The following is a 12,095-nucleotide window of genomic DNA, read 5'->3' as shown; positions in this document are numbered from 1 at the left end:
CATGAGCACAGAAGACCCCCGCTTCGCCGGCGTTGCCCGGCTCTACGGCGACGACGGCCTGCAGCGCCTGCGCCAGGCCCATGTGGCCATCGTCGGTATCGGCGGGGTGGGCTCGTGGGCGGCCGAAGCCCTGGCCCGCAGCGGCGTGGGCGAGATCAGCCTGTTCGACCTGGACGACGTGTGCGTCAGCAACACCAACCGCCAGGCCCATGCCCTCGAGGGCATGGTCGGGCGCGCCAAGGTCGAGGTGATGGCCGAGCGCCTGCGCGCCATCAACCCGGCCTGCACGGTGCACGCGGTGGCCGACTTCGTCACCCGCGAGACCATGGCCGAGTACATCACCGAGCAGTTGGATTGCGTGATCGACTGCATCGACAGCGTAATGGCCAAGGCCGCGCTGATCGCCTGGTGCCGGCGGCGCAAGATCGCCGTGGTCACCACCGGTGGTGCCGGTGGGCAGATCGACCCGACGCAGATCCAGATCGGCGACCTGAACAAGACCTTCAACGACCCGCTGGCCTCGCGGGTGCGCTCGACCCTGCGCCGCGACTACAACTTCTCGCGCAATACCAGCCGCAACTATGGCGTGCCGTGCGTGTTCTCCAGCGAGCAGCTGCGCTATCCCAAGGGCGATGGCAGCGTTTGCCTGCAGAAAAGCTTCGTCGGCGAAGGCGTGCGCCTGGACTGTGCTGGTGGGTTCGGTGCGGTGATGATGGTGACCGCGACGTTCGGCATGGTCGCGGCGAGCAAGGCCGTTGAAAAACTGGTGGCCGGCGCGCGGCGGCCTTCAGAGCGGGTCAAGCCCCTGTAGGAGCGGCCTTGTGTCGCGAAAGGGCTGCGAAGCAGCCCCGGCGATAGTGATTACCCGCAATTTGCGGGGCCGCTTCGCGCCCCTTTCGCGACACAAGGCCGCTCCTACCCGTGCGAGTGCTGCCTTGGCGTCAGTGAGTGGTCGCCAACTCGGTCATCTTCAGCAACACCGCATGCAGCCCATTGCTGCGCGACGGCGACAGTTGGCGTTCCAGCCCAAGGCTGCTGAACCAGTCGCCCAGATCGATCGCAGCCAGTTCATCACTGGCCAGGCCTTGCACACGCACCAGCAGCAGTGCCAGCAAACCGCGCAACAGCCGTGCATCGCTAGCGGCTTTGTAATGCCATTGACCATTTTCCTGTTGCGCCACCAGCCACACCAGGCTCTCACAGCCATGCACTTGGTTGGCCTCGTTCTTCTCGCTGGCGTCCAGCGGTTCCAGCCGATCACCCCACTGCATCAGCAACCGCGCCCGCTGCTCCCAGCCACGCGCCTGCTGGAAACTTTCCAGCGCCTGGCTGGCCTCTGGCGACAAGTTCATCGCAGCAGCTCCAGGCCCTGGTCGAGCGCGTCGAAGAAGCGCTGCAGGTCATCGCTGTCGGTATAGAGGCCGAGGGACACACGGATCGCGCCGTCCAACCCCAGCCCCTTGAGCAAGGGCATGGCGCAGTGATGCCCGGCGCGCACGGCAATGCCCTGTTCGGTCAGCAGGTGGGCGATATCGGCGTTGTGCACCCCATCAATGACGAAACTGGCGAGCGCCGCCTGCGGTGAGCCAAGCAGACGAACGCCTTCGCGATCAGCCAGGCCGCGGACCAGGTGCTGGTGCAAGGTGGCCTCGTGGGTGGCCACCGCGTTGGCGTCGAGGCTGGCCAGGTAGTCCAGGGTGGCACCCAGGCCGATCACCCCGGCGATGGGTGGGGTGCCTGCCTCGAAGCCCAGTGGTGCCGGGCGGAAACTGGCGGCCTGGTACTCGGCGAGCTGGACCATTTCGCCACCAAATTGCCAGTGGCGCAGCAGCCCCAGCGCCTGGGGCCGGCCATGGAGTACACCGACGCCTTCCGGGCCGTAGAGCTTGTGGCTGGAGAATACGTAGAAGTCACAGGCCAGCTGTTGCACATCGTGACGGCCATGGACCACGCCCTGGGCGCCGTCGACCACGGTCAGGGCACCCTGGGCCTGGGCATGGGCCAGCAGTGGCGCCAGCGGTTGCCAGGTGCCCAGCACGTTGGACAGCTGGCTGATGGCGAGCAGGCGGGTGCGCGGGCCGATCAGCTGCAGGGCCTGATCCAGGTCGACATGGCCCAGCTCGTTCACCGGCAGCACCACCAGACGCAGCTGGCGGCGTTGCGCCATTTGCTGCCAGGGCAACAGGTTGGCGTGGTGTTCCAGGGCACTGACCGCGATTTCGTCACCGGCCTCGAAGCGGTGTTCCAGGCCATAGGCCAGCAGGTTCAGGGCCGAGGTGGCGCCGTGGGTGAAGATGATCTGCCGCGAGTCGGCGGCATTGAGCCAGGCGGCGACTTTGTCGCGGGAGCCCTCGAAGGCCTGGGTGGCCAGGGCGCCGGGCAGGTGCTGGGCACGGTGCACGTTAGCTGCGCCATGGCCGTAATAGTGGCTCAGGGCATCGAGCAGGGCCTGGGGCTTCTGCGTGGTGGCGGCGCTGTCCAGGTAGGTCTGGTGCTGGCGTTGCAGGGCGGCGATGGCGGGAAAGTCGGCACGCCAGGGGGAGGGCTGGAACATGGTCGCGGGGCCTGGAATGAAAAATCGGGTCTGCCCGTAAGAGCAAGACCCGATCTTATCACTTCGAACCCGCAGGTTCTCAGTTGTGGGCGTGCAACGCCTCGTTCAGCTCGATGGCCGACTTGTGGGTCTTGCACTCCACCGCGCCGTTGAGCGAATTGCGGCGGAACAGCAGGTCGGTCTGGCCGGCCAGGTCGCGGGCCTTGACCACCTTGACCAGCTGGTTGTTTTCATCCAGCAGGTTCACCTTGGTGCCGGCGGTGATGTACAGGCCGGCCTCGACGGTGTTGCGATCGCCCAGCGGGATGCCGATACCGGCGTTGGCGCCGATCAGGCAGCCTTCGCCGACCTTGATGACGATGTTGCCGCCACCGGACAGGGTGCCCATGGTCGAGCAGCCGCCGCCCAGGTCCGAGCCCTTGCCGACGAACACGCCGGCGGACACGCGGCCTTCGATCATGCCCGGGCCTTCGGTGCCGGCGTTAAAGTTGACGAAGCCTTCGTGCATGATGGTGGTGCCTTCGCCGATGTAGGCGCCCAGGCGCACACGGGCGGTGTCGGCGATGCGCACGCCGGCCGGGACCACGTAGTCGGTCATCTTCGGGAACTTGTCCACCGAGAACACTTCCAGCAGCTCGCCCTTGAGGCGTGCTTCCAGTTGCTGCTCGGCCAGCTCGGCCAGGTCGATGGCGCCCTGGCTGGTCCAGGCCACGTTCGGCAGCAATGGGAAGATACCGGCCAGCGACACGCCGTGCGGCTTGACCAGGCGGTGCGACAGCAGGTGCAGCTTGAGGTAGGCCTCTGGGGTGGAGGTCAGCGCGGTGTCCTCGGCCAGCAGGGTGGCGACCAGCGGCTTGTGGCTTTCGGCCAGGCGGGTCAGCAGGGCGGCCTGGGCGGCATCGACGCCCTTGAGTGCGTCGGCCAGCTGCGCGGCCTGGGCGGTGGTGAAGGCGATGGCCTGGTTGCCACCTTCATAGCCGAGGATCGGCGCGACGGCGGCGGCCAGCTCGGCCGATGGCTTGAGCACAGGCTGCGCGTAGAAGACTTCCAGCCAGGCGCCCTGGCGGTTCTGGGTGCCGACACCGAAGGCCAGGCTGAACAGCGATTGAGACATGCGATTACCTCGTGCGAAAAGGGGATGGAGCGTAATGCGGGATCAGGCCAGCGCGGCGGCGTACAGGTCGGGCTTGAAGCCGACCAGGGTGCGCTCGCCGAGGTCGAGCACCGGACGCTTGATCATCGACGGTTGGGCGAGCATCAGCTCGACGGCCTTGGCCTGGTCGAGGTCGGCCTTGCTGGCGTCGTCGAGCTTGCGGAAGGTGGTCCCGGCGCGGTTCAGCACGATTTCCCAGCCGTGTTCGTCGCACCAGCGGTTGAGGCTGTCGCGGTCGATGCCCTGGGTCTTGTAGTCGTGGAAGTCGTAGCCGATGGCCTTTTCTTCAAGCCAGGTGCGGGCCTTTTTCATGGTGTCGCAGGCTTTGATGCCGTAGAGAGTGTAAGCCATTGAATGCCTGGGGCAGCCTGGGCGTGCCCGATACTCCTTGAAGAGGGGGGTGGGCCGATTATGCGGTATCGACAGGGTTGGCGCCACGGCTGCGGGCTCATCGGCACGGGGCGATGTGTGTCACGGCGTCACGAGTAGCATTATGTTACATATTCGTTGAGTGGCTGCGACTATGGTGCAGCGGCCCAAGATCGACCTAGCCCGCTAACATATTGTTTCAATGGCGATGTTTCGCCCCGCTGTCGTTTCTCGAATCACACAGGAAGCTTGCCGATGCAGTCAGCCTATACCGTTCTTATCCTGCTGATGCTGGTGAGCGTTTCCAAGCTGGTGGGGCGCCTGTTGCCGCTGCCATTGCCGTTGGTGCAGATCGCCGCCGGTGCCTTGCTGGCGTGGCCGACCCTGGGCCTGCATGTGGCGCTGGACCCGGAACTGTTCCTGTTCCTGTTCCTGCCACCGCTGCTGTTTGCCGACGGTTGGCGCATGCCCAAGCGCGAGCTGTGGCGTATACGCGGGCCGGTGGTGGCCCTTGCCGTGGGGCTGGTGCTGTTCACCGTGGTCGGCGCCGGGTACTTCATCCACTGGCTGCTGCCGAGCATTCCCCTGCCGGTGGCCTTTGCCCTGGCGGCGGTGCTGTCGCCCACCGATGCCGTGGCGGTCTCGGCCATTACCCAGGACCGTTTGCCCACCCCGCTGATGCACATGCTCCAGGGTGAGGCGCTGATGAACGACGCCTCGGGCCTGGTGACCTTCAAGTTTGCCTTGGCTGCGGCCATTACCGGGGTGTTCTCGCTGACCGAAGCCAGCTTGACGTTCGTCCTGGTTGCCCTGGGCGGCCTGGCGGTGGGCGTGGCGTTGAGCTGGTTGGTGGGGCGCTTGCGCATGTGGATGATCACCCGGGGCTGGGATGACCCGGCCACCCATGTGGTGTTCATGTTGCTGCTGCCCTTTGCCGCCTACGTGCTGGCCGAGCGCCTGGGCGTGTCGGGGATCCTCTCGGCGGTGGCTGCCGGCATGATGCAGAGCTGGCTCGACCTGTTGCCGCGCCAGACCAGCACCCGCCTGCTCAACCGCAGTGTCTGGTCATTGCTGGAGTTCGCCTTCAATGGCCTGATTTTCCTGCTGTTGGGCCTGCAATTGCCGGACATCATCAAGGCGGTGGTCAGCGACGAGGCGGCGGTCTGGCCGACCCTGGCCTGGCGTTGCCTGGATGTGGTGGCGATCTTCGCCGCGCTGGTACTGCTGCGCTTCGTCTGGGTGCAGAGCATCTGGCGGGCGATTGGCGTGGTACGCCGCTGGCGCGGCAAGCCGGCGTTGGTACTGATGCCGACCGCGCGCTCCTGCTGGCTGCTGACATTGGGCGGCGTGCGCGGGGCGGTGACCCTGGCGGGTGTGATGTCGGTGCCATTGCTGATGGGGGTGGGCAAGGCCTTCCCAGAGCGTGACCTGCTGATCTTCATTGCCGCTGGGGTGATCCTGTTGTCGCTGATCAGTGCGGTGATTGCCTTGCCGATCCTGCTGCGCGGGGTGACCAAGAGCCCGGACGAGCGTTTGCGCCAGGAGGTGCAGGAGGCGTGGCGGCGGACCGCGGAGGCTGCCATTCATGCCTTGGAGGCAGAAGAGGTGATCGACGCCAACGCGCCGCAGGATGCCGCTCAGGCCACCCTGGCCACCGAGCTCAAGGCGCGGTTGATGGCCGAGTACCGGGACGAGCTGGACAGCTACAACGACACTGCCGAGGCGCGGGCATTGGCTGAGCAGATGGACTTGCTGGAGCGCCGCTTGCGGTTGCGGGCGTTACGCGCGCAGCGTCTGGAACTGTATGAACTGCATCGTCAGCATCGGGTGGGTGATGAAGTTGTGCGACAGGTGTTGGGGGAGTTGGACATGAGTGAGGCGAATTTGGGGCAGGTTCGATAGGTTAGGTCGAGCGCGTACAGTGCGGTCGCCACGGCGCGAACAAAGTGTCAGGGCCACCAGGTGCCCGCCGTAAACCCTGTAGCGCCTATGCGACCGAGCGCCTGGTGGCCTTCACGTGGTCAATGACCCTCGCTCCGGCCTCCTGAAGTCGCGAAGTTACGGGCGGCGCCTGCACTGACGCAGCTGTCGCTCGTGGGTTATCGCGCTAGCCTTTTGATCGCAACGGCAACGGCAACGGCAACGGCAACGGCAACGGCAACGGCAACGGCCTCAAATCAACGGCTCTGCAGAAACGCGCGAATCCGCTCCGCCGCCTCGATGCACTCGGCCAGCGGCGCGACCAGTGCCATACGCACGCGGCCGGCGCCTGGGTTGACGCCATCCACTTGCCGCGACAGGTACGAGCCCGGCACCACTGTCACATGCTCGGCCTCGAACAGGTCGCGGGTGAAGTCGGCATCGCAGCCCGGCACCTTGGCCCACAGGTAGAAGCTGCCATCCGGACGCTGCACGTCCATCACCGGTTGCAGGATCTCGAGCACGGCATCGTACTTGGCCCGGTACAGGTCACGGTTCTCACGTACATGGGTTTCGTCCTGCCAGGCGGCGACGCTGGCCAGCTGGGTCTGCACCGGCATGGCACAGCCGTGGTAGGTGCGGTACAGCAGGAACGGCTTGATGATGCTGGCATCGCCAGCGACGAAGCCCGAGCGCAGGCCTGGCAGGTTGGAACGCTTGGACAGGCTGTGGAACACCACGCAGCGCTTGAAGTCACTGCGGCCAAGCTCGGCGCAGGCGCTCAGCAGGCCCGGCGGCGGTGCATCTTCGTCGAAGTACAGCTCGCTGTAGCACTCGTCGGCGGCGATCACGAAATCGTGCTCGTCGGCCAGGGCGATCAGCTTTTTCAAGGTGTCCATCGGCACCAGCGCACCGGTGGGGTTGCCCGGCGAGCACAGGAACAGGATCTGGCAGCGCTTCCACACGTGCGCCGGCACCGCGTCGAAGTCGGGGTTGAAGCCGTTGCTTTCCAGGCACGGCAGGTAGTGCGGGGTGGCGCCGGCCAACAGCGCCGCGCCCTCGTAGATCTGGTAGAACGGGTTGGGGCTGACCACCAGGCCGTCATCGGCGCGGTTGACCACGGCCTGGGTGAAGGCGAACAGCGCCTCGCGGGTGCCGTTGACCGGCAGGATGTGGCGGTCGGCATCGAGCCAGCCGGCCGGCACCCCGAACCGCCGCTCGCACCACTGGCCGATGGCCTGGCGCAGGGCGGGCAGGCCGATTGTGCTCGGATACACCGCCAGCTTGTCGAGGTTGTCGGCCATGGCCTGGGCGACGAATGCCGGCGATGCATGCTTCGGCTCGCCGATCGACAGGGCGATGGCGCGCTTGTCGGCTGCCGGCTTCACGGTGCCCAGCAGGGCGCGCAGTTTCTCGAACGGGTAGGGCTGGAGCTGGGTCAAGGCGTGGTTCATCGGCGCAAGGTCTCGTTAATCGTCAAAAGGTCATGCGGGTAGGGCTGGGGTCGCTGGCCTGGCCGGCCTGCAACTGCTGGACGATGGCCTCCTGCAGGCGGCTGCACAGCTGCGGGTCGGACAGCGGCTGGTTGTCGGCGTCGGTGATGAAGAACACGTCTTCCACGCGCTCGCCGAGGGTGGCGATCTTGGCGTTCTGCAGCGAAATGTCGAACTCCAGGAAGATCCGCCCGATCCGCGCCAGCAGGCCGGGGCGATCGGGGGCAGTGATCTCCAGCACGGTCACCGGGCGCTGGGCATCGTTGAGGATGGTCACCTGCGGCGGGAAGTTGAAGTGCTTGAGCTGGCGCGGCACCCGGCGCTGGATGATGGTCGGATAATCCTCGGGGTTGCGCAGTGCCTCGGCCAGGCCGTCGCGGATCTGCCGGACCCGTTGCGGGTTGTCGCCGATCGAGCCGCCGTCGTTGTCGAGCACGATATAGGTGTCGAGGGTGAACTGGCTGCTCGAGGTGATGATCCGCGCATCGTGGATGTTCAGGTTGAGCTGGGCCATGGCGGCCACGGTCACGGCGAAGAAGTCGTGCTGGTCGGGGGCATAGATGAAGATCTGCGTGCCGCCCTCGAACTCGCGCTGGGTGGTCTCCTTGATCAGCACCAACGGGCCGCCGTCGGCCGGCTGCTGGAGGATCGCGTCGCTGTGCCAGGCCACGTCGGCGGCGTTGTGCTTGAGGAAGTAGTCATCGCCCAGCTGCGACCACAACTGCTCGACGTCGTCCGGGTCGGTGCCTTGGCGCACGAGAATGTCCAGGGCCGCGGACTGGGTCTGGCGGATCTGCTCCTCGCGGTCCAGCGGGTTCTCCAGGCCCCGGCGCAGGGCGCGCTTGGTCTCGGTGTAGAGCTGGCGCAGCAGGCTGGCGCGCCAGGAGTTCCACAGGCTGGGGTTGGTGGCGTTGATATCGGCCACGGTCAGCACGTAGAGGTAGTCCAGGCGCGTCTCGTCGCCCACGTGCAGGGCGAAGTCGTTGATCACCTGCGGGTCGGAGAGGTCCTTGCGCTGGGCGGTGGTGGACATCACCAGGTGGTTCTGCACCAGCCAGACGATCAGCCGGCTGTCCCAGGCGGGTAGCTGGTGCCGGGCGCAGAAGGCTTGCGCGTCCACCGCGCCGAGCTCGGAATGGTCGCCCTGGCGGCCCTTGCCGATGTCATGGTACAGCCCGGCCAGGTAGATCAGCTCGGGCTTGGGCAGGCGGCCCATGAGCTTGCTGGCCAGCGGGAATTTCTCCGACACCGGGGTGTACTGCAGCTTGCGCAGGTGCTTGATCAGGTTGAGGGTGTGGGCGTCGACCGTATAGATGTGGAACAGGTCGTGCTGCATCTGCCCGACGATCAGGCCGAACTCCGGCAGGTAGCGGCCGAGGATGCCGTAGCGGTTCATCCGCCGCAGGTTGCGGTGGATACCGATCTCGCACTTGAACAGCTCGATGAACAGGCTGGTATTGCGGATATCGTTGCGAAAGCGCTCGTCGATCAGGTGCCGGTGCTCGCGCAGCAGGCGCACGGTGTCGGCGCGCACGCCCTTGATCTCCGGGTGCTGGGCCATCAGTACGAAGATTTCCAGCATGGCGAACGGCGTGCGGCGGAACACGTTGGGGCTGGCCGCCTCGATGTAGCCGTCGTGCAGGCGGAACCGCGCGTTGAGCGGCTGGGTGCTGCCGCTGTCATCGGCGAGGATCACTTCCTCGAAGTGCTGGATGATCAGGTCGCACAACTGGCTGATGCTCATCACCACCCGGTAGTACTGCTGCATGAACTGCTCGATGGCGCGCTTGGGGTTGTCGTCGCTGTAGCCCAGCAGCGCGGCGATGCTGCGCTGGTGGTCGAACAGCAGGCGGTCCTCGGCGCGCCCGGCGAGCATGTGCAGGGCATAGCGCACGCGCCACAGGAAGGCCTGGGACGAGGCCAGCAGTTCGTTCTCGCTTTCCAGCAGGAAGTCCTCGCCGGCCAGGGCGTGCAGGTTGAGGGTGCCGTACTGGCGCCGGGCTACCCACAATACGGTCTGGATGTCGCGCAGGCCGCCGGGGCCGCCCTTGACGTTGGGCTCCAGGTTGTACTCGGTGTCGTTGTACTTGTGGTGACGGGCCTTGAGTTCGGCGCGCTTGGCCAGGAAGAACTCCTTGCTCGGCCACATGTGTGCCGTGCTGGTGGCATCGAGCATGCGCTGGCGCAGAGGCTCGGGGCCGGCGATGGTGCGGCTTTCCATCAGGTTGGTGATGACCGTGAGGTCGGCGCGCGCCTGCTCGGCGCATTCGTCGACCGTGCGCACGCTCTGGCCGACTTCCAGGCCGATGTCCCATAGCAAGGTCAGAAAGCGTTCGATGGCGTCGCGGTACTGCTCATGCTCGGCGGCCTCGAGCAGGATCAGCAGGTCAATGTCGGAGTACGGGTGCAACTCGCCGCGGCCATAGCCGCCGACGGCGACCAGGGCGATGCCGTCGGGGTTGCCCCAGTCGAACTGGCGCCAGGCCTGTTGCAGGATGTTATCGACGAACCAGGCGCGATCCTCGATCAGGCGGCGGATCTCCCGGCCCTCGCGAAAACGCTTGTCGAGCACCTCGCCGGCCATGCGGATGGCCTTCTTGAACGCGGCGATGGGGCTAGCCTTGAGGGCCAGTTCCGCCTGGAACTGGCCGCGGTCGAACAGCTCGGGATCCACCTGGGGCATCGAGTCGCGTTCCTTTGGATAAGAGTCAGGCCGAGGTGCGCGGGATGGTGTCGTCCTTGCGCAGGGTGAAGATCTCGTAGCCGTCGGCGGTCACCACCAGGGTGTGTTCCCACTGGGCCGAGAGCTTGCGGTCCTTGGTGATGGCGGTCCAGCCATCGCCCAGCACCTTGGTGTCGGCCTTGCCCTGGTTGATCATCGGCTCGATGGTGAAGGTCATGCCTTCCTTGAGCTCCATGCCGGTGCCGGCGCGGCCGTAGTGGAGAATCTGCGGCTCTTCGTGGAACACCTTGCCGATGCCGTGGCCGCAGAACTCGCGGACCACCGAGAAACCGTTCTTCTCGGCGTGCTTCTGGATCACTTCGCCGATGTCGCCCAGGCGGCAGCCCGGCTTGACCAGCTCGATGGCCTTGTACAGGCATTCCTGGGTGACTTTGGACAGGCGCTCGGCCCACGGGGCGACGGTGCCGACGTGGTACATGCGGCTGGTGTCGCCGTGGTAGCCGTCCTTGATCACGGTGACGTCGATGTTGATGGTGTCGCCGTCCTTCAGGGGCTTGTCATTGGGGATGCCATGGCAGACCACGTGGTTGATCGAGGTGCAGATAGACTTGGGGAAGCCCTTGTAGTTGAGCGGTGCCGGGATCGCCTGCTGGACGTTGACGATGTAGTCGTGGCACAGGCGGTCGAGCTCTTCGGTGGTGACACCGGGCTTGACGTGCTGCTCGATCATTTCCAGCACTTCGGCGGCCAGGCGGCCGGCGATGCGCATCTTTTCGATGTCTTCTGCGGTCTTGATGGTGACGGTCATTACAGGCTCTCTACGGCGCCACGGGCGGCGCGAACAAACGGGAAAGACCGGATTCTACCAGAGCGCGGCGGCGATCTGGCGGGCTCTGGCGGGAGAAACCCGGCGATCCGGTGGTCTATTGAAGGCATTCTGGCCCCAAAGCCGGGTCGCTGCAAAAGTCGCTGACGGACGCTGCATCATCCGGGTTCCGTTCGCGCGCAGTCTGTGATATAAAATGCGCCGCTTTCGGGGGAGACCTCCGTTAGCTCAAACCCACACACGTGTCGACACGATGGCCTGGGTGCCCCGCTTGTTCGCAAGCGCGGGTTGGTCATTGGGATACGTGGAGGCCCAACCCGACTTATCAAGGAACTATCATGTCCCAAGTCAACATGCGCGATATGCTGAAGGCCGGTGTGCACTTCGGCCACCAGACCCGTTACTGGAACCCGAAAATGGGCAAGTACATTTTCGGCGCGCGTAACAAGATCCACATCATCAACCTGGAAAAAACCCTGCCGATGTTCAACGAGGCTCTGTCCTTCGTCGAGCGCCTGGCCCAGGGCAAGAACAAGATCATGTTCGTCGGCACCAAGCGTTCCGCCGGCAAGATCGTCGCCGAGCAAGCTGCTCGTTGCGGTTCGCCATACGTTGATCACCGTTGGTTGGGCGGCATGCTGACCAACTACAAGACCATCCGCGCCTCGATCAAGCGTCTGCGCGACCTGGAAACCCAGGCCGAAGACGGCACCTTTGCCAAGCTGACCAAGAAAGAAGCCCTGATGCGTTCGCGCGATCTGGAAAAGCTGGACCGCAGCCTGGGTGGTATCAAGGACATGGGCGGCCTGCCTGATGCCCTGTTCGTGATCGACGTCGACCACGAGCGCATTGCCATCACCGAAGCCAACAAGCTGGGCATCCCGGTTATCGGCGTTGTCGATACCAACAGCAGCCCAGAAGGTGTTGACTACATCATCCCAGGTAACGATGACGCCATCCGCGCTATCGAGCTGTACATGACTTCGATGGCTGACGCCGTCATCCGCGGCCGCAACAACGTTGCCGGCGGCACTGAAGTCTACGCTGAAGAAGCGGCTGCACCTGCTGCTGAGTAATTGACGCCTGGCGTCTACTTG

At 65.3% G+C, this 12,095-nt stretch carries 10 protein-coding genes; 3 read left to right on the top strand and 7 right to left on the bottom strand.

What is annotated here, in order from left to right; all coding sequences use genetic code 11:
* The first annotated feature begins 1 nt into the window (after window position 1).
* Window positions 2-811: a tRNA cyclic N6-threonylcarbamoyladenosine(37) synthase TcdA gene (tcdA, locus tag KSS95_RS21890; RefSeq protein ID WP_217849560.1), complete on the top strand. Its 810-nt coding sequence runs from the start codon at window positions 2-4 to the stop codon at window positions 809-811.
* A 130-nt stretch (window positions 812-941) separates the two neighbouring features.
* On the opposite strand, the gene KSS95_RS21885 is transcribed toward tcdA, so the two are convergent.
* The 4 genes from KSS95_RS21885 to KSS95_RS21870 form a co-directional block, all read right to left on the bottom strand.
* The gene (locus tag KSS95_RS21885) at window positions 942-1,352 is read right to left on the bottom strand and encodes a SufE family protein (RefSeq protein ID WP_217849558.1); all 411 of its coding nucleotides are present in this window, start codon (window positions 1,350-1,352) and stop codon (window positions 942-944) included.
* Window positions 1,349-2,554, bottom strand: coding sequence for a cysteine desulfurase (locus tag KSS95_RS21880; protein WP_217849556.1), 1,206 nt, complete (start codon window positions 2,552-2,554; stop codon window positions 1,349-1,351). The genes KSS95_RS21885 and KSS95_RS21880 overlap by 4 nt, the downstream gene beginning before the upstream one ends.
* A 79-nt stretch (window positions 2,555-2,633) precedes the next feature.
* Complete coding sequence (dapD, locus tag KSS95_RS21875; protein WP_217849554.1) at window positions 2,634-3,668, bottom strand: 2,3,4,5-tetrahydropyridine-2,6-dicarboxylate N-succinyltransferase; 1,035 nt, start codon at window positions 3,666-3,668, stop codon at window positions 2,634-2,636.
* Window positions 3,669-3,710: 42 nt separating this feature from the next.
* The gene (locus KSS95_RS21870) at window positions 3,711-4,058 is read right to left on the bottom strand and encodes an ArsC family reductase (RefSeq protein WP_217849553.1); all 348 of its coding nucleotides are present in this window, start codon (window positions 4,056-4,058) and stop codon (window positions 3,711-3,713) included.
* A gap of 273 nt (window positions 4,059-4,331) precedes the next feature.
* Here KSS95_RS21870 and KSS95_RS21865 point away from each other — a divergent pair, with 273 nt between their 5' ends.
* Window positions 4,332-5,978: a Na+/H+ antiporter gene (locus KSS95_RS21865; protein WP_217849551.1), complete on the top strand. Its 1,647-nt coding sequence runs from the start codon at window positions 4,332-4,334 to the stop codon at window positions 5,976-5,978.
* 275 nt (window positions 5,979-6,253) lie between these two features.
* On the opposite strand, the gene dapC is transcribed toward KSS95_RS21865, so the two are convergent.
* Genes dapC through map form a run of 3 tightly spaced genes read right to left on the bottom strand, consistent with a single transcriptional unit; the run spans window position 6,254 to window position 10,980 of the window.
* On the bottom strand, window positions 6,254-7,450 hold the full coding sequence (gene dapC / locus KSS95_RS21860; protein ID WP_217849549.1) for a succinyldiaminopimelate transaminase: 1,197 nt from the start codon (window positions 7,448-7,450) through the stop codon (window positions 6,254-6,256).
* 22 nt (window positions 7,451-7,472) lie between these two features.
* Complete coding sequence (locus tag KSS95_RS21855; RefSeq protein ID WP_217849547.1) at window positions 7,473-10,172, bottom strand: [protein-PII] uridylyltransferase; 2,700 nt, start codon at window positions 10,170-10,172, stop codon at window positions 7,473-7,475.
* 25 nt (window positions 10,173-10,197) lie between these two features.
* On the bottom strand, window positions 10,198-10,980 hold the full coding sequence (gene map / locus KSS95_RS21850; protein ID WP_134689536.1) for a type I methionyl aminopeptidase: 783 nt from the start codon (window positions 10,978-10,980) through the stop codon (window positions 10,198-10,200).
* A gap of 356 nt (window positions 10,981-11,336) precedes the next feature.
* Here map and rpsB point away from each other — a divergent pair, with 356 nt between their 5' ends.
* On the top strand, window positions 11,337-12,074 hold the full coding sequence (gene rpsB, locus KSS95_RS21845) for a 30S ribosomal protein S2 (protein ID WP_028690678.1): 738 nt from the start codon (window positions 11,337-11,339) through the stop codon (window positions 12,072-12,074).
* The last annotated feature ends 21 nt before the right edge of the window (window positions 12,075-12,095 follow it).

This window comes from Pseudomonas muyukensis (assembly GCF_019139535.1).
Lineage (GTDB): Bacteria > Pseudomonadota > Gammaproteobacteria > Pseudomonadales > Pseudomonadaceae > Aquipseudomonas > Aquipseudomonas muyukensis.
This window is presented reverse-complemented; position numbering and strand designations above follow the sequence as displayed.

Bases quoted from the DNA above. Each gene is read 5' to 3' on its own strand.
- tcdA (WP_217849560.1), top strand. From the start codon at position 2: ATGAGCACAGAAGACCCCCGCTTCGCCGGCGTTGCCCGGCTCTACGGC.
- KSS95_RS21885 (WP_217849558.1), bottom strand. From the start codon at position 1,352: ATGAACTTGTCGCCAGAGGCCAGCCAGGCGCTGGAAAGTTTCCAGCAG.
- KSS95_RS21880 (WP_217849556.1), bottom strand. From the start codon at position 2,554: ATGTTCCAGCCCTCCCCCTGGCGTGCCGACTTTCCCGCCATCGCCGCC.
- dapD (WP_217849554.1), bottom strand. From the start codon at position 3,668: ATGTCTCAATCGCTGTTCAGCCTGGCCTTCGGTGTCGGCACCCAGAAC.
- KSS95_RS21870 (WP_217849553.1), bottom strand. From the start codon at position 4,058: ATGGCTTACACTCTCTACGGCATCAAAGCCTGCGACACCATGAAAAAG.
- KSS95_RS21865 (WP_217849551.1), top strand. From the start codon at position 4,332: ATGCAGTCAGCCTATACCGTTCTTATCCTGCTGATGCTGGTGAGCGTT.
- dapC (WP_217849549.1), bottom strand. From the start codon at position 7,450: ATGAACCACGCCTTGACCCAGCTCCAGCCCTACCCGTTCGAGAAACTG.
- KSS95_RS21855 (WP_217849547.1), bottom strand. From the start codon at position 10,172: ATGCCCCAGGTGGATCCCGAGCTGTTCGACCGCGGCCAGTTCCAGGCG.
- map (WP_134689536.1), bottom strand. From the start codon at position 10,980: ATGACCGTCACCATCAAGACCGCAGAAGACATCGAAAAGATGCGCATC.
- rpsB (WP_028690678.1), top strand. From the start codon at position 11,337: ATGTCCCAAGTCAACATGCGCGATATGCTGAAGGCCGGTGTGCACTTC.